The sequence below is a fragment of the Paenibacillus sp. 1SOY10 genome (assembly GCF_056836745.1).
Genome location: NZ_JBXENK010000001.1, coordinates 1,198,596 through 1,214,256, shown reverse-complemented (window position 1 = coordinate 1,214,256; position 15,661 = coordinate 1,198,596). Strand labels below are relative to the sequence as shown.

Genomic DNA, 15,661 nt, shown 5'->3' with positions numbered 1-15,661 from the left:
ACAGGGCTTCTTTAGTGGTACGTCTATTTCGGATTTGGCCGGGTAGTTCGTGTCAGTGAGAACATAGCCATATCCTTGCGCGGCGTCCCGGTAAGGGTGTCGACGATCATTTCGGCGGCAATCGTGTTGCAGACCGTTCCATTCCCCCCGTAACCTTCCAGGAAATAAACACCGGGAAAATCAGGATGAGGTCCAATGTAAGGCAAGCCGTCCCGAGTTTCTCCAAAAACCGCTCCCCAAGCATACTCGCAGCTTAAAGATTGATATTCGGGAAAAAGACGATGAAGTTCCTCCAGCAGCATTTTACTCTGATGAATTTCCCGGCCTTCTTGCAGCCCATCCGGTGGCAGGGGTTCGTCGAGGCCTCCGGTGATAATTCGTCCGTCCCGAGTCGTACGCATGTAAAGATACGGCCTTGCCGTCTCCCAAATCAGACTATTCTCATACCAAATCTGCTCTTTGTTTACCTGCTCGGTAACAATGGCATAGCTCGCGGTTAAGGTGGCTCCGCTCTCTTTCTTGAACTGCTGGGTTTCATAACCGGTGGCCCAAATGACATGCTTGGCAGAAACGCTGCCTTCCCCGCAGTGCCAGCGGATTCGACCGCCATCAGCTTGCTCGTGCCCGTGGACCGGACTATGCTCAAACACTCGGACACCTTGCTCTTTGACCCGGCAGAGGATGCCGTGAATAAAGGCGAAGGGGTTTAATTCGGCATCTCCCGGGGTATAGATTGCTCCAGGGTATTGGAACGGAAATTTTTCGGTAATGGTCTCAGGTGTCCACCACTCGGCCGGGAAGCCAAACCGCTGTAAGGTTTCAAATTCCTCCTTAAGCTTCTGCGCATCCTGCTCCGAACTGGCCAAATAAACGCTGCTTCGCTCCGTCAGCCGCTCGGCTTCCTTGAGTTCAGCGCTGATCTGTTTTAATGTCTCCAGGGCTTGTTGACTTAGGCGGTAAAAATGGACTGCTGGCTCTTCTCCAAAAGTGTTGATGCATGAGGTTAATGTTTTATCGCTGGCATATTGCAGCAGTCCTGTGCTGGCCAGAGAACTGCCACCCGCGATTTGGCCGCGCTCGACCAATATGGTATCCACGCCTTGCTCAGCCAGCAGGTGGGCTGATAGCGCGCCTCCAATACCGCCGCCTACGATCAAGACTTCACACTTCAACTCTTCTGTAAGCGTGGGGTATTGAGGGACGGGCGGCATTTCTGACGGCCAGTAATAGTGCCCCGTGTGCAGTTTCATAAAATAGCCGCTTCTCCTTTCATCCGGGAAAATGGGATTGTCTAATTATACCCATTCGTCGGACATTTCAAATCCACGTTTCTAAAAGCTAACCTGGCATGGCTTGTTTTTCTAGTCAGATATCATAAATTCATGTAATATAAGTATTAAATTGTTCCGATGGCTACTGGATAACCCGGGGCGTCGGAAGCATCGCTGGAGGATGAGGAATGAAACAACTAAGCGAATTGAAGCTCAAACTGCTGGACCTCCTCAAAGAGGATGCCCGCCGTGATGCGAACTTATTGGCAACGCTTGTGGGCGTTTCGACGGAAGAAGTGGCGGAAGCGATCAAGGAACTGGAAGATGACCATATCATCGTTAAATATGCGACAGTCATTAACCCGAGCAAGCTGGATGACGACAAGGTCACCGCGTTGATTGAAGTGCAAATTACCCCGGAACGGGGACGTGGTTTCGAGGCCATTGCTGAACGAATTTATCTGTTCCCCCAAGTGAAATCTGTATATTTGATGTCCGGGGCTTATGATTTACTTGTCGAGGTAGAAGGCCAGAATTTGAAGGAAGTCGCAAGTTTTGTTTCTGACAAACTGTCGACTTTAGAGTCTGTTTTATCAACAAAAACGCATTTTATCTTAAAAAAATATAAGCAGGACGGCATTATCTTTGAGGACCCGGAAGAAGATCGCCGCTTGCTGATTTCTCCGTAAAGGAAGTAATGAGATGAGCATTCAATCACAAGGTGCCGAGCAGTCTGGGAAAACGATGTCATCCTATTTGGCTCCACTGGTCAGAGAGATTCAGCCTTCGGGCATTCGCCGTTTTTTTGATCTGGTCAGCGGAAGCAAGGATATTATTACACTTGGTGTGGGCGAACCTGATTTTATTACGCCGTGGCATGTACGGGAGGCTTGTGTATATTCTCTGGAGCGTGGTTACACGAGTTATACGTCCAATGCCGGGACGCCTGAGCTACGCGAGGCTATCGCCGAATATTTGTACACGAGCTATAACGTGAAGTACAACCCTAAGGATGAAGTTCTGGTTACCGTGGGAGGTAGCGAAGCTATTGATTTGGCCTTGCGTGCCTTAATCGAGCCTGGTGATGAAATTCTGGTCCCCGTGCCTTGCTATATTTCATATTCACCGATCGCTTCCATTGGTGGAGGTATGCCCGTCGAAGTTGAGACGTATGCCCGCCACGAATTCAAGCTGCAAGCTGAGGATTTGCGGGCCAAAATTACACCTAAATCAAAGGTACTTATCTTGAACTATCCGAGTAATCCAACGGGTGGCATTATGACTTACGAGGATTGGCTACCCATCGCCAAACTGGTAGAAGAGCATGACTTGATCGTCATTTCAGATGAAATTTATTCGGAATTGACGTATGGGCAAAAGCATGTAAGCTTTGCTTCAATTCCGGGTATGCAAGACCGGACCATTCTGGTTAATGGCTTCTCCAAAGCATTCGCCATGACGGGCTGGCGTATGGGCTATGCTTGCGGGCACCCGGATTTGATCTATGCCATGCTTAAGATTCACCAGTATACCGTGATGTGTGCCCCCGTGATGGGTCAAGTAGCTGCTCTCGAAGCATTGAAGAACGGGCTGGAGGAGAAGGACCAAATGATCGAATCCTATAACCAGCGGCGGCGTTTGGTTGTCCAGGGATTACGGGACATCGGTCTGGAATGTCATGAACCGCAAGGAGCGTTCTATGCTTTTCCTAGTATTGAATCGACGGGTCTCGGTTCGGAAGAGTTTGCCCAGCGCTTATTGCTTGAAGCTAAAGTAGCGGCGGTACCAGGTAATGTGTTTGGGGCTGGTGGAGAAGGGTTCTTGCGTTGCTCTTATGCAACCGGGGTCAATCAACTAAGCGAAGCCTTGCATCGCATGGGTGAGTTTGTTCACCGCCTAAAGCAGGGGTAAAAGAAATGAATCGCCGGGAAATGGGGCTTATTAACAATTCTTTCATTTTCTAATTGATCAATCATTGATTACCATGGTATAATTCGATTTTGGAAGAAGCTTAAGTTTCTCAGGGAGGGATTTCTTTGCGCTGTGGTGGATACAACCTGCCATTCAATAACTTTTTAATTGCTGAAGGACATGATACGAATCCATGGATGGACGGACCGGACGGGTCGAATTCACCACATGCTGTTACGTTAGAGGATGAAATTTATCTGCTGCGCAGTAAGATGGAGAAGCTGTTTCTGGAGGAGAAGTCCTTCACCTCGGATATTGTGGTAGAGATCAGCAGCTTGTTGGATCTGAAAATAAATGAGTTTATGAGAATATCCCACAAGAGTAGATAATGATAACTATATATGGATTCACTGAAGAAGGAGACCGGTTCACGGTCTCCTTCTTCATATGATGCAGCCGATTGTTGGGGGAAGTCTCTTATCCAGCGGGACTTGGTTTTATGATAAAATGGAACGGTAGGATGCAAATAGGAGGAATCTCAAATGGCTATTTATACACGTACCGGTGATCAGGGTCAAACTTCGGTCATTGGAGGTAGAGTTGATAAAGATGATGCACAGGTAGAGGCTTACGGCTCGATAGATGAGTTGAATTGCTTTGTAGGTCAGGCCTGCAGTCTGATCCATGAAGAACCGTTTATCAATCTGCGAGAAGAGCTACTGCAAATTCAACAGGAATTGTTCGATTGCGGTTCAGATCTTGCCTTCGTGAAATTGTCGGATAGCCGGCGCTACAAGATGACAGGGGAGCCCATCCAACGTCTGGAGACCTGGATTGACCAGCATCAGGCAGAGAACCCCTCACTGGAGAAGTTTATTATCCCTGGAGGAACACAGCTTGCATCCGCATTACATGTGTGCCGGACCGTATGCCGCCGGGCGGAACGCCGGGCTATTACGCTGAGCCACAGCAAGGAACTTAACCAGGAGGCGCTCAAATATTTGAATCGCCTGTCCGATTATTTCTTTGCCGCTGCTCGTACGGCGAATCGCCTTGCCCAGGTGGCGGATGTTGAATATTTGCGGAGTCGGAAGGTGTTTGGCAATAAATCATGAGTGAATATTATGATCCGATCACTTACCTGGTGACCGAGGCTGAGCAGGGGTGGACGGTCAAGAGCGTGCTGCAGAAGCGGCTTGGGGTATCCCGCAAGCTGATGTCTCGTATTAAATTGACGGAGCGCGGAGTTGAGTTGAACGGAGAACGAGTGTTCATCAGTGTGACGGTCAAGGCTGGTGATATGGTGAGTGTATCGCTGGAGAAGGAAAGCTCCGATGATATTCTCCCAGAGCCAATTCCGTTTGATATCGCCTATGAGGATGAAGCTTTGCTGGTTGTTAATAAAGCTTCCGGAATCATTGTCCATCCGACCCATGGCCATTATACAGGCACGCTGGCTAACGGGGTGGTGCATTACTGGCAGGAGAAAGGTGAACAATTTCGCTTTCGGCCAGTACATCGGCTGGACCAAGAAACCAGTGGACTGATTGCTATCGCCAAAAATGCCTATGTGCATCAGCACATTTCCGAGCAGATGATTGCAGGCAAGGTGATCAAGAAATACACAGCTTTGGTGCATGGCTGCCCGTCATCGGTTGAGGGCACGCTTGATGGTCCGATTGACCGCGATCCCGCCGAGCCTCACCGCCGAATCGTAACACCATCGGGCTATCCGGCGTTAACCTTCTACCAGGTTGCTGAATGTTTTGGAGAAGGGGCGCGCATAGAGTTGCGTTTGGGTACAGGCCGAACTCACCAGATTCGTGTGCATATGACGGAGTTGGGTCACCCGCTTATTGGGGACAAGCTCTATAATCTTCCCCAGAAGCAGGAGTTGGATCATGCGGATAGTCCCGTGATACAGCCTCCTCAAGCATGGAATGAGGCGATAGGCAGACATGCTCTGCATGCTTCAGAACTGGGCTTTCGCCATCCCTTAACGGGGGAAGACCTGCTGTTTCAAGTAGAGCTACCCGAGGATATGCAGCGTTTGCAGCAACTGATGAGGGCGGGAAGACACGTCACCTAATGAATCCATATCAAACCAGGAGGATGACTGAATGAGTAAATTAACCGTGTATCATTATCCGCGCTGCGGAACTTGTCGCAAGGCTATTCAGTGGTTGAATGCCAGGGGGCATGAACTGGATTTGCGTCCTATTCATGAAACGCCGCCAAGCGCCGAGGAATTGAAGGAACTGGTGGAATTCAGTGGACTGGAATTGAAGAAATTCTTTAATACGAGTGGAGAGGTATATAGAGAACTGGGCCTCAAGGATAAGCTGGCCGGGATGACAGAAGCGGAGCAACTTGCGCTCTTGGCTTCGAATGGAATGTTGATTAAACGTCCTATCGTTCGAGACAATCACCAGCTTGTGACGGTAGGGTTCAACGAAGAAGAGTACGAGCGAGTTTGGGGTTAAGGCAAAACCAATACGTAGCAGGAATGGAACCAAAGTGTTCAGGAAGGTGGCTGGGCCGGAAGTGAATTTGGTACAAAGTGGGAAAGATACGATCATGTTGGTCGATGGCATGGCCTTGATGTTCCGGGCTTATTATGCATCGGCGGCTTCGGGCTATATCCGCCGGACAAAAGCGGGATTGCCGACAAATGCAGTGTATGGATTTATGCGTTATTTCTGGGATGCTGTGCAGCGGTTTGGACCAACACATATTGCTTGTTGCTGGGATTTGGGGAGCAAGACGTTTCGAACTGAGCAATTCAGCCAGTACAAAGGGAATCGTTCAGAGGCTCCGGATGAGCTGATTCCGCAGTTTTCCATCATTCGTGAAGTGATGGATAGCTTGGGAATCCCTAATATTAGCTGTCCTGGCTATGAGGCGGACGATTGCATCGGGACCCTTTCTTCCCGTTTTGGACAAGAGGGCATGGATGTGCTGGTGCTGACAGGAGATCATGATATGTTGCAACTGGTCAGCGAGCGTACTCATGTCCTTATTATGAAAAAGGGCCATGGCAATTATATGGTATATACGCCAGAAGTCTTGAAGGAAGAGAAAGGCTTGACTCCAGAGCAGATCATCGATTTGAAGGGCTTGATGGGAGATACAAGCGATAATTACCCTGGTGTGCGGGGCATTGGAGAGAAGACGGCCCTGAAGCTGGTGCAGGAATATGGCTCTATTGAAGGCATCTTGGCCAGCCTGGAGCAGTTATCCAAATCGATCCGAACCAAAATTGAGACCGATTTGGATATGCTGCATTTATCCCGGCAATTGGCAACGATCCGTTGCGACGTAGAATTGAACTGTGAGGCTGGTGTCTGCCGCTTTGAGCTCAATCCTTCGCTGGTCATATCGAAATTTGAGGAGCTGGAAATGGCGAGCGTTAGTTCATGGCTTGGTGTTGTCTAGGCCATTAATCCGTAAAGTAGGGATCGCCGAGGACTTGATAGAGAAAGGTGCGAAGCTCACCAGCTTCCTCTTCGTTTAAGCTAAAGAGATGTTCGAGATAACCCTCTTCATCCAGATCATCGGTACCAAGAATAGCGGTTCGGCCATTCTGCATGTCGGCTACCAGCTTCTTGCCGTAGAAACGGCTGGTTGTAGTAACGGCCAAGTCAAACCGTTTTAACGAACCGCCGATGAAGGTAACGAATCGGGTTGAGGTACTCTCCGTGCTATCGGATAGGAAATCAAGTTCTTGACGTGGCGCATTCATCGGTTAAGCCTCCTTAGGTATGAGTGCGAGTTGAACACCCTCTATTTGAGGAAATGTTTGTCACTATTATACCGAAAAAAATAGAGATAGGTAGCATCAATAATTGTGCATTGACAGTCAAATAGAATGTGGTATTATTAGGGATATTAGGTTACGTCTGGAGGAAGCACCTCTGTTGCGCTTAGCGCACAGAGGTGCTTTTTTGCGTTTTTCTTGAGCAGACAAATGCCTATATAAGTTATTCTTGTCTGCTTTTTTGCAGATTTATTATTTTAACTTATATAGCTTCCGTAACCGAACATTTAAGGAGGCGGGATGGATGCGAATTGTATTTCTGAACAGCTTGGAGAAGAAGGCTGACGGGGTAGTGAAGAAAGGAGCCCAGGTTTGGATCGGGGAAGAAGAGGGGGTATGGCAGATGGGCTGGAACGAGTTGACGGCTGATGGACAGCAGGAGGAGCTGTGGTATGAGGGAGCCTCCTGGTCGGAGATGCTCTACATTTATCGTCACCGCCTGGCAGCCAGAATGGCGGAGGGGTTTCACCCCGTTGTAGAAGGAATCTGGAGTGAAGGACAAGCTCTCAGTAGACGTGGCTTAGCGGCGCAGAAGCTATTTTGTTATAGCGAAATTCATGAGAATGCCCCGGTGTATGACAAACTGGCAGCTTGGCGGAGAAAGAAAGCCTCCGCGGAACATAAAGCTCCCTATCTGATCGGCAGCAATCGATTGTTGCGGATGATCAGTGTGTTCCTGCCTCAGACGGAAGAGGAACTATTGCAACTGCCTGGTGTCGGACAGAACAAGGCGAGTGAATATGGTGCCGAGGTGCTGGATATCACCCGAGGAGAGCCGCAAGTAAAGGCCTTTCCTTTGGATTGGGTAGACGCGGAACTGGACGCCGAGGTGTTCCGTTCCTGGATGTACAAGCAGAAGGAGAACAAATACCGCGAGGAGATGGAGAAGTACAGTGTTCGCCGGGCTGTGCTGGAGGCATTGGCCGCCAATCTTAAGTTAGCAGACATTTGCCAAAGAACGGGGCTGGAACGCCGGGAGGCCATTGAACTGCTAGAGGATTTGGGCAAGGAGGGCTACAGTACCGAGCAGCTAGTTGGATTGGAGCTTGCAGAGATGCCTGAAGAAGAACAGCAAGCGGTCTGGCAAGCATACGAAGAACTGGGCGATGCTCTGTTGAAGCCGGTGCTACACAAGGTGTATGGTGAGCATACTGCCGATGGCGGAGGAGTTGATACGCTGTATGAGCGTTTGCGGCTCATTCGCATCCGCTACCGCAATCATCAGGAAAGCGTTCGTCAGGCAGGCTAAGGTACCACATGAATAAAGGCCAACGATAGGGCAAGTGTAATTGCCCCCGTTAGCCTTTATCAGCTTTATATCCAATCCCTTTTTCGGAAGATGAAGAACATGCCGAAGCCAAGTACAGCCATAATGCCCAGGACAATGAAATATCCGTAAGGGGAATGCAGCTCAGGCATGTTATCGAAGTTCATTCCGTAAATACCGGTAATCAGCGTAAGCGGAATGAAGATCGTCGTAATCGCCGTAAAAACACGCATGATCTCGTTGGCTCGATTGGCGATGGCGGCTTGATAAGCTTCACGTAAGTTGCCTACCAGTTCTCGAAATGTATCAAAGTTCTCCGATATTTTAACCGCATTTTCATGTATATCGCTAAAATACTTCTGCAATTGGTCATCAATAAGCCGCAAATCTTTCTTGTTGAGTATATTGATGACTTCCTTTTGAGGGCCGAGCACTTTCTTTAACCACAAAATTTCGCTTCGTAGCCCGATGATTTCGTTAAGATGAGAGCGCTTGGTGTGCATCAGAATATCCTCTTCGAGCTTCTCAATCTTGACTTCGATCCGGTCACCAACCGTGAAGTAATTATCGACGACTAAGTCGACTAACAGGTATAAAAAGCGGTCCGGTTCGCTAACCTCTTGCTCCCAGAGAATTGGTTTTACCGCCCGCAATTCGTTAATTTTTTGTTTAGTAACCGTAATAATATAGTGCCGCCCCAAGAAAATACTCAAAGCGCGCAGGAAAATTTCCTCGTCATCGTAGCGAATGCTGTTAACCACGATAAAGTAATGGTTATCATAAGTTTCAATCTTGGGACGCTGCTCCTCTTCGGTCAGGCAATCCTCTACAGCCAAATCATGCAAGGAGAATAATGGCTGTAACAATGCCAGATCACTTGCATCCGCATCAATCCAGTAGAAGCCTTCCTCCGGTGCGGTAGTCGTTAACTCCACATTCTCAACCGTAGTGAATACGCCGGCTTTGACATGACGGATTTTCATAAACTTTCACTCCCTTTCCCCCAGACACTTGTGGCCAGGGTTTGCTCTGCTTAGAGCATAGGAAAGAGAAGGCTGGTTACCTCGTAACGTCAAAAAAGGCGTTTATGCAAACACCGGGAAACGAAAGTGCCGCAAGCGTTCCGCGGGCACCCAGCGGTTCGGTTTCCTATGCAATTGTAATACCTGGGTAGTCCTCTGCGGACTCGGGTCGCCTTCCATCCTCGGTTTCACCTCACTATTGCCAGTTTTGTTCGCGTTAAGCGTTGGCCTTAAGCCTAATCGGGCTCTCAAGGCACTTGTCTAGTATAACGCCTGCCAATGCCATGTTTCAACCTAAAACATATATTGTGATTTTTCTCCCAGGTTCTTGACGGAATGCCCTCTGATACATTAAAGTGATGACAGGGAGTAGGCATTAGAGCCGCATTTCCTTAAGCCAATTAAATATAGCGAAATCTTATCAAGAGCAGGTGGAGGGACTAGCCCGATGATACCCGGCAACCGGCGATGTAACCCATCGCAGCGGTGCTAATTCTTGCAGAGCGAGCAAGCTATAATGGCTTGTCCGTTTCTGAGAGATGAGAGAGGCGCATACCGGATACGTAATGACCTTTCTCCCCCGTGAGAGAGGTCATTTCTTGTACTACTATGCCCCTTCGTTCAAACGATATGATTTGACGCTACAACAAGAAGGAGTTGATCTTAAACCATGCCGATCAAAGTACCGGATCACTTGCCGGCCAAGGAAGTGCTGACGAGCGAAAATATTTTCGTCATGGACGAGAGCCGCGCCTATCAGCAAGATATTCGTCCTCTGCGCATCGCGATTCTGAATTTGATGCCAACCAAGGAGACGACAGAGTCTCAAATTTTGCGTTTGCTCGGTAATACACCGCTTCAAGTGGAAATCGTATTGCTGCATCCTGGTTCACATACTTCAAAGAACACCCCGGCAGAACATTTGGAAATGTTCTACAAGACCTTTGAGGAAATCAAGAATCTCCGGTTCGACGGAATGATTGTGACAGGGGCTCCGGTGGAACAACTGGAATTTGAAGAGGTCAATTATTGGTCGGAATTGCAGGAGATCTTCGAGTGGACCAAAACACATGTGACTTCCACCATGCATATTTGTTGGGCGGCGCAAGCCGGCTTGTATCACCATTACGGGGTACGGAAGATACCACTGGAGAAGAAGTGCTTTGGCGTGTTCTCCCATGCGGTTACCGATCCCCATGTGAAGCTGCTGCGCGGGTTTGATGAAGCGTTTCAGGTTCCGCATTCCCGTCATACCGATGTATTGCGTTCTGATATTGAACGTCAGCCGGAGCTCAAGATATTGGCAGAATCCGAGGAGGCAGGCATTTATCTGGTGGCTGGTCAGGATGGCAAGCAAATCTTCGTGACTGGACATTCGGAATATGATCCCCATTCTCTGAAATGGGAATACGACCGGGACGTCGCCAAAGGGATGGAGATTGAATTGCCGGTGAACTATTATCCAAACGATGATCCTTCCAAGGCGCCCAGGTCTACCTGGCGTGCCCATGCCAACCTTTTGTTTTCCAATTGGCTAAACTACTATGTGTATCAAGAAACGCCATATGACATCGATCAGTTGGCGGACTTTGTATATCAAATTTAAGGCAGGAGTGATTACAGGTGGGGGAGCAACGAAAAGAGTGGCGCATTGAGAGTATATTGGCACAAATCGGTTCATTGGAAGAGCCGGTGACGGGTGCCGTTAACTATCCTATTTATCAAGCAACGGCATTCCGCCATCCTCGGCTGGGTCAAAGCACGGGGTTCGATTATGCCCGCACGAAGAGTCCAACCCGCGCCGTATTGGAGGAAGCGGCCGCAGCTTTGGAGTCCGGTGATGCCGGGTTTGCCTGTAGCTCCGGGATGGCTGCCTTGCAGACGGTCTTTATGCTGTTTGCCCAAGGGGACCATCTCATCGTGTCTTTGGACTTGTATGGAGGGACTTATCGTTTGCTGGAACGGATTATGTCCAAATATGGCGTGACGTCTTCTTATGTGGATACCAATGACCTCACAGCACTAGAAAGCGTTCGTCAACCTAATACCAAAGCAGTAATTATTGAATCACCGACAAATCCGCTGATGATGATTACGGACATTGAAGCCGTAGCTGATTGGGCTCGTAGCCACAATCTGCTGACGATTGTGGATAACACGCTGTTGACTCCTTATTTCCAGCGGCCGCTGGAACTGGGAGCCGATATCGTCGTGCACAGTGCCACTAAATATCTGGGTGGACACAATGATGTACTGGCGGGTCTTATAATAACAAAGGGGCAGGAGCTGTCCGCTGAAATTGGAATGCTGCATAACTCGATTGGGGCGGTGCTGAGTCCCTCGGATTCCTATCAGTTAATGCGCGGCATGAAGACTTTGGCGCTACGGATGGAACGACATCAGAGCAATGCATTGACCATTGCTAAATATTTGCAGACGCATCCGCAGATTGCCGAGGTATTCTATCCGGGTCTGGAGGAGCATGCGGGATATGCAATTCAACGCAAGCAATCCAGCGGTAATACCGGGATATTCTCTTTTAAAGTGACGGATGCCCGTTATGTGGAGCCCGTGTTGCGCCACCTGAAACTGATTGCTTTTGCCGAAAGTCTGGGCGGCGTGGAGTCCTTAATGACTTATCCTGCCGTGCAAACCCATGCGGATATCCCAGTGGAAATCCGTGAGGCCGTTGGCGTTGACGATCGCTTGCTGCGCTTCTCCGTCGGGATTGAACATGTAGACGATTTGATTGCTGATCTGAGCGCGGCGCTGGAAGCGGCACGTCAGGAAGTTGAAGGAGGACAAGCTTAATGAGTGAGCAAGAGCGGCAGGGGCAAGAGCCCAAATTCGGAACGAAACTGATTCATTTCGGCAATGAAGTAGATAAGGAAACGGGTGCATCCAGTGTACCTATTTATCAAGCTTCCACATTCCATCATCACGATATTTTCAATCCGCCATTGTATGATTACAGCCGTTCCGGTAATCCGACGCGTCAGGCGTTAGAGGATTATATCGCCGTGCTTGAGGGCGGGGTGCAAGGCTTTGCTTTTGCCAGCGGAATGGCTGCGATTTCTTCCACCTTCATGATCTTCTCAGCAGGAGATCATATCATCGTGACCGAAGATGTCTATGGGGGAACGTATCGGCTTCTGACGAGCATTTTAAGCCGGATGAATATTGAAGCAACCTTTGTGGATATGACCAAGCCTGAAGAAGTGAAGGCTGCGATTAAGTCCAATACCAAGGCCGTGTACATGGAGACTCCCTCCAATCCGACTCTAAAAATCACAGACATTGCGGATATTGCTGCTTGGGCGCGGGAGCACCAACTGATCAGCATCATCGATAATACGTTTATGACTCCTTATTATCAACGTCCTATCGAGCTTGGTGCGGATATCGTGTTGCATAGCGCGACCAAATTTCTTGGCGGTCACAGTGATGTGCTGGCGGGATTGGCCGTAGCGCGAACAGAAGAACTGGCCAAACAACTCAAATATGTGCAAAATGGTCTAGGAACGGTGCTGGGTCCTCAGGATTCCTGGTTACTCATGCGTGGCATGAAGACGCTAGCGACACGTATGGCGCATTGCGAGATCAGCACTCGTAAGCTTGCCGATTGGCTGAGCCGCCGCGAGGATATCGAAGCGGTCTTCTATCCAGGGTTGCCAGATCATCCGGGACGGGCTATTCAGGAGAAGCAATCCAGTGGGTATGGTGCTGTGGTTTCCTTCGATGTAGGCTCCGGCGAGCGGGCTAAGCAGTTGCTGAATTTAGTTAAGCTGCCACTGGTAGCGGTAAGCCTCGGAGCAGTGGAGAGCATCCTGTCTTATCCGGCAATGATGTCCCATGCTTCCATGCCACCAGAGGTTCGCGCAGAGCGAGGGATTACCGACGGACTGCTGCGTTTCTCGGTGGGTCTGGAGGATATCGATGATTTGATTGCCGATTTGGAGCAAGCCTTGAAAAATTGCTGATGTTACGTTAATTCTAAAGGCCGCGCGGTAGCGGCCTTTTTTTCTTTTGTTTTTCTGCCCGTGATTGTGTTACGATTGAGCTATCATTTTAAATTTTCAGCATTTATATTTCTATTTTTATAGTGTTAAGGAGGCAGTGAAGCCGATGACTGCAATTGACGATATATTGAACAAAGCGCTCCAAGGCGGACGCTTGGACCTGGAGGATACGGTCCAGTTGTTTGAATCCGATGAAGTGGAGAAGATAGGGCACACCGCTAACATTTTGATGGAACGCAGACACCCAGAACCCATTACCACCTTTGTCATTGGACGGAATGTCAACTATACGAATATTTGTGATGTTTATTGCCGTTTCTGCGCGTTTTACCGCCGTCCCGGTTCCGAAGAAGGTTACGTGCTGCCAGATGAGGCCATCTTCCAGAAGATCCAGGAGACGATCGATGTTGGCGGGACAGAAATTCTGATGCAGGGCGGAACAAATCCGAATTTGCCGTTCAGCTATTATACGAATTTACTTAAAGCCATCAAAGAACGGTTCCCGGATATTACGATGCATTCCTTCTCCCCAGCCGAAATATTGAAAATGAAGGATGTATCTGAAGGCTTGTCACTGGAGGAAGTAGTGCGCCAGATTCATGCAGCAGGCCTGGATTCGCTGCCAGGTGGTGGAGCGGAAATTCTGGATGATCGTACACGTCGCAAGATTAGCCGTTTGAAGGGCTCCTGGCGAGACTGGATGGATGTGATGCAGACGGCTCACAAAATCGGAATGAACACTACGGCAACGATGGTGATCGGGTTCGGTGAGTCGATGGAAGAGCGTGCGCTGCATCTGTTGCGGGTACGCGAAGCTCAGGATGAATGTATTGCGAACAAGTACCCATCGGAAGGATTCTTGGCCTTTATCCCATGGACCTTCCAGCCGGATAATACCAATCTGAAGGCCGAGCGCCAAACGCCGGAATCCTATTTGAAGACGGTAGCCATCAGCCGCATTGTTCTTGATAATATTAAGAATTTCCAATCCTCTTGGGTTACGATGGGACCAGAGGTCGGCAAGCTCTCCTTGCAATATGGCTGTAATGATTTTGGCAGCACGATGATCGAAGAGAATGTTGTATCATCGGCTGGTGCAACGTATAAGGTGAACATTGAGTCCATATTGTCCATCATTCGTGAAGCGGGGAAAATCCCGGCACAGCGCAATACCAGATATGATATTCTACGCAAGTTTGATGAAGAGAGCACGATTGAGCGCGACTTCATTATGCAAAACTAAATATTACTCTGGCAGCTTGATGGTAAAGTTGCCTTTCATTCCATGAACGGTTTTCTGTATATCCGTTTCCTCACCACCATATACTTGGAGGAGGAAGCGGAAGGGGGCCAGGTTCATGGATTTTTTCTCGGTACGAATCGATTGCGCCTCCGCGGAAGCGGATGAGCGATTTAAGGATACGATATATGAGGTTGTACGTAAATTGCAACATGTACACGATCTTAAGGTAAGTGTGAGCTTTGGTATGGCTCCTGGAGAATGGCTGGAAGCGGTGCTGGGAATGGAAAGCTCGATGTCGCCTCAGGGAGGACAAGATGGCAACTCCTTGATCGATGTTCTGGCGCGGGAGTTAGCGAAATATCTGGTTGAAGTAGAGGAACCGAAGCGTGTGCTACGCATGATGAAACGAGAGTACAGCTTTGCTTCGTATGAAGAGGAGCAACTCATTGGAGAGGCTGTCATGAGTATGCTGACCAATCATCCGGAGAACGGGGAGTGGGGGCGGAGGACCGCCTTAATCCATAAGGAATTGGTTCATTATCTGCTGACTAGTCCGCAGCTTCATTTAAGCGGCTTTGCTGCGTTTCGACTAAAGGCATATGATGCTTTGCTAAGCGAAGCCATTGACCTGGCAACGGATGACTATTTGCATGATCAGCAATATGAGGAGTTTATCAGCTTGCTTCAGTATTTTGTTGGCTTACAGGAGACGCTGACACCCCTGGTACACTTAATGCATAAGCAGGGTCCGGAATTTTCCATCCTGAATGAGCAATTCACATCCATTCAAGTTCCTAGCTCAGGTGGCGTGGTTGCTCGAATTGCCGATCAGGAAATTCAAATGGAGGACGTGATCGTAAGCACCTTAATCTCATTGTCCCCCGAACGTATTTTATTGCATACGCAGGAGCCCGATGCGCAGATTGTAACAACGATCAGGCGTATTTTTGGAGAACGGGTGGAATTATGCCTGTTGTGCCCGCATTGCCAATTGTTTCATCAAGAGATGCGCAAGCTTGGATCAGCGGCTCTAACCCGGGAGTTCTAAGACCCGGGCTCTTTGCCTTGACGAGTAAGGGAGAATTGGCTTATAATTACTCCGAAGTTGAAA

Annotated in this window: 16 protein-coding genes and 1 riboswitch; of the genes, 13 read left to right on the top strand and 3 right to left on the bottom strand. The window is 49.0% G+C overall.

Annotated elements, in window-relative coordinates:
- Positions 1 to 23: 23 nt before the first annotated feature.
- On the bottom strand, positions 24 to 1,250 hold the full coding sequence (locus AC1VOR_RS05605) for an NAD(P)/FAD-dependent oxidoreductase (protein WP_482616307.1): 1,227 nt from the start codon (positions 1,248 to 1,250) through the stop codon (positions 24 to 26).
- 209 nt (positions 1,251 to 1,459) lie between these two features.
- On the opposite strand from AC1VOR_RS05605, the gene AC1VOR_RS05600 reads away from it, so the two are divergent.
- The 7 genes from AC1VOR_RS05600 (at position 1,460) to AC1VOR_RS05570 (ending at position 6,617) form a co-directional block, all read left to right on the top strand.
- Positions 1,460 to 1,960: an Lrp/AsnC family transcriptional regulator gene (locus AC1VOR_RS05600; RefSeq protein WP_059051668.1), complete on the top strand. Its 501-nt coding sequence runs from the start codon at positions 1,460 to 1,462 to the stop codon at positions 1,958 to 1,960.
- A gap of 13 nt (positions 1,961 to 1,973) precedes the next feature.
- Positions 1,974 to 3,182 carry an aminotransferase class I/II-fold pyridoxal phosphate-dependent enzyme gene (locus AC1VOR_RS05595; RefSeq protein WP_482616306.1) on the top strand — a complete coding sequence of 403 codons (1,209 nt, stop codon included), beginning with the start codon at positions 1,974 to 1,976 and terminating at the stop codon, positions 3,180 to 3,182.
- A 197-nt stretch (positions 3,183 to 3,379) separates the two neighbouring features.
- Positions 3,380 to 3,571, top strand: coding sequence for an aspartyl-phosphate phosphatase Spo0E family protein (locus AC1VOR_RS05590; protein ID WP_082673082.1), 192 nt, complete (start codon positions 3,380 to 3,382; stop codon positions 3,569 to 3,571).
- Positions 3,572 to 3,724: 153 nt separating this feature from the next.
- Positions 3,725 to 4,297, top strand: coding sequence for a cob(I)yrinic acid a,c-diamide adenosyltransferase (locus AC1VOR_RS05585; RefSeq protein WP_482616305.1), 573 nt, complete (start codon positions 3,725 to 3,727; stop codon positions 4,295 to 4,297).
- A complete protein-coding gene (locus tag AC1VOR_RS05580; RefSeq protein WP_482616304.1) occupies positions 4,294 to 5,271 on the top strand; it encodes an RluA family pseudouridine synthase in 978 nt (325 codons plus the stop codon). The genes AC1VOR_RS05585 and AC1VOR_RS05580 overlap by 4 nt, the downstream gene beginning before the upstream one ends.
- A 31-nt stretch (positions 5,272 to 5,302) precedes the next feature.
- Positions 5,303 to 5,665, top strand: coding sequence for an arsenate reductase family protein (locus AC1VOR_RS05575; RefSeq protein WP_482616303.1), 363 nt, complete (start codon positions 5,303 to 5,305; stop codon positions 5,663 to 5,665).
- A 94-nt stretch (positions 5,666 to 5,759) separates the two neighbouring features.
- Positions 5,760 to 6,617 carry a 5'-3' exonuclease gene (locus AC1VOR_RS05570; RefSeq protein WP_089153480.1) on the top strand — a complete coding sequence of 286 codons (858 nt, stop codon included), beginning with the start codon at positions 5,760 to 5,762 and terminating at the stop codon, positions 6,615 to 6,617.
- Positions 6,618 to 6,621: 4 nt separating this feature from the next.
- Here the strand turns inward: AC1VOR_RS05570 and AC1VOR_RS05565 are convergent, their stop codons facing one another.
- The gene (locus AC1VOR_RS05565) at positions 6,622 to 6,924 is read right to left on the bottom strand and encodes a DUF3055 domain-containing protein (RefSeq protein ID WP_059051678.1); all 303 of its coding nucleotides are present in this window, start codon (positions 6,922 to 6,924) and stop codon (positions 6,622 to 6,624) included.
- A gap of 319 nt (positions 6,925 to 7,243) precedes the next feature.
- Here AC1VOR_RS05565 and AC1VOR_RS05560 point away from each other — a divergent pair, with 319 nt between their 5' ends.
- Positions 7,244 to 8,248, top strand: coding sequence for an HRDC domain-containing protein (locus AC1VOR_RS05560; protein ID WP_482616301.1), 1,005 nt, complete (start codon positions 7,244 to 7,246; stop codon positions 8,246 to 8,248).
- A gap of 65 nt (positions 8,249 to 8,313) precedes the next feature.
- On the opposite strand, the gene corA is transcribed toward AC1VOR_RS05560, so the two are convergent.
- A complete protein-coding gene (corA, locus tag AC1VOR_RS05555) occupies positions 8,314 to 9,249 on the bottom strand; it encodes a magnesium/cobalt transporter CorA (RefSeq protein WP_059051682.1) in 936 nt (311 codons plus the stop codon).
- A 454-nt stretch (positions 9,250 to 9,703) separates the two neighbouring features.
- A riboswitch (SAM riboswitch) is annotated at positions 9,704 to 9,834 on the top strand.
- A gap of 124 nt (positions 9,835 to 9,958) precedes the next feature.
- On the opposite strand from corA, the gene metA reads away from it, so the two are divergent.
- The 5 genes from metA to AC1VOR_RS05530 all read left to right on the top strand — a co-directional run bounded on the left by metA (position 9,959) and on the right by AC1VOR_RS05530 (position 15,598).
- Positions 9,959 to 10,894: a homoserine O-acetyltransferase MetA gene (metA, locus tag AC1VOR_RS05550; RefSeq protein WP_059051684.1), complete on the top strand. Its 936-nt coding sequence runs from the start codon at positions 9,959 to 9,961 to the stop codon at positions 10,892 to 10,894.
- A 17-nt stretch (positions 10,895 to 10,911) separates the two neighbouring features.
- Positions 10,912 to 12,099 (top strand): aminotransferase class I/II-fold pyridoxal phosphate-dependent enzyme, encoded by a 1,188-nt coding sequence (locus tag AC1VOR_RS05545; RefSeq protein WP_059051686.1) that lies wholly within the window; start codon positions 10,912 to 10,914, stop codon positions 12,097 to 12,099.
- Positions 12,099 to 13,268 carry a trans-sulfuration enzyme family protein gene (locus AC1VOR_RS05540; protein ID WP_482616299.1) on the top strand — a complete coding sequence of 390 codons (1,170 nt, stop codon included), beginning with the start codon at positions 12,099 to 12,101 and terminating at the stop codon, positions 13,266 to 13,268. Before AC1VOR_RS05545 ends, AC1VOR_RS05540 begins: the two co-directional genes overlap by 1 nt.
- A gap of 145 nt (positions 13,269 to 13,413) precedes the next feature.
- Positions 13,414 to 14,550 carry a cyclic dehypoxanthinyl futalosine synthase gene (mqnC, locus tag AC1VOR_RS05535; protein ID WP_059051690.1) on the top strand — a complete coding sequence of 379 codons (1,137 nt, stop codon included), beginning with the start codon at positions 13,414 to 13,416 and terminating at the stop codon, positions 14,548 to 14,550.
- Positions 14,551 to 14,665: 115 nt separating this feature from the next.
- Positions 14,666 to 15,598: a putative sporulation protein YtxC gene (locus AC1VOR_RS05530; protein WP_482616298.1), complete on the top strand. Its 933-nt coding sequence runs from the start codon at positions 14,666 to 14,668 to the stop codon at positions 15,596 to 15,598.
- Positions 15,599 to 15,661 lie beyond the last annotated feature (63 nt).

What these genes read in the sequence shown, in the direction of transcription:
- AC1VOR_RS05605 (WP_482616307.1), bottom strand. Translation starts at nt 1,250, where the DNA reads ATGAAACTGCACACGGGGCACTATTACTGGCCGTCAGAAATGCCGCCC.
- AC1VOR_RS05600 (WP_059051668.1), top strand. Translation starts at nt 1,460, where the DNA reads ATGAAACAACTAAGCGAATTGAAGCTCAAACTGCTGGACCTCCTCAAA.
- AC1VOR_RS05595 (WP_482616306.1), top strand. Translation starts at nt 1,974, where the DNA reads ATGAGCATTCAATCACAAGGTGCCGAGCAGTCTGGGAAAACGATGTCA.
- AC1VOR_RS05590 (WP_082673082.1), top strand. Translation starts at nt 3,380, where the DNA reads ATGGACGGACCGGACGGGTCGAATTCACCACATGCTGTTACGTTAGAG.
- AC1VOR_RS05585 (WP_482616305.1), top strand. Translation starts at nt 3,725, where the DNA reads ATGGCTATTTATACACGTACCGGTGATCAGGGTCAAACTTCGGTCATT.
- AC1VOR_RS05580 (WP_482616304.1), top strand. Translation starts at nt 4,294, where the DNA reads ATGAGTGAATATTATGATCCGATCACTTACCTGGTGACCGAGGCTGAG.
- AC1VOR_RS05575 (WP_482616303.1), top strand. Translation starts at nt 5,303, where the DNA reads ATGAGTAAATTAACCGTGTATCATTATCCGCGCTGCGGAACTTGTCGC.
- AC1VOR_RS05570 (WP_089153480.1), top strand. Translation starts at nt 5,760, where the DNA reads ATGTTGGTCGATGGCATGGCCTTGATGTTCCGGGCTTATTATGCATCG.
- AC1VOR_RS05565 (WP_059051678.1), bottom strand. Translation starts at nt 6,924, where the DNA reads ATGAATGCGCCACGTCAAGAACTTGATTTCCTATCCGATAGCACGGAG.
- AC1VOR_RS05560 (WP_482616301.1), top strand. Translation starts at nt 7,244, where the DNA reads ATGCGAATTGTATTTCTGAACAGCTTGGAGAAGAAGGCTGACGGGGTA.
- corA (WP_059051682.1), bottom strand. Translation starts at nt 9,249, where the DNA reads ATGAAAATCCGTCATGTCAAAGCCGGCGTATTCACTACGGTTGAGAAT.
- metA (WP_059051684.1), top strand. Translation starts at nt 9,959, where the DNA reads ATGCCGATCAAAGTACCGGATCACTTGCCGGCCAAGGAAGTGCTGACG.
- AC1VOR_RS05540 (WP_482616299.1), top strand. Translation starts at nt 12,099, where the DNA reads ATGAGTGAGCAAGAGCGGCAGGGGCAAGAGCCCAAATTCGGAACGAAA.
- mqnC (WP_059051690.1), top strand. Translation starts at nt 13,414, where the DNA reads ATGACTGCAATTGACGATATATTGAACAAAGCGCTCCAAGGCGGACGC.
- AC1VOR_RS05530 (WP_482616298.1), top strand. Translation starts at nt 14,666, where the DNA reads ATGGATTTTTTCTCGGTACGAATCGATTGCGCCTCCGCGGAAGCGGAT.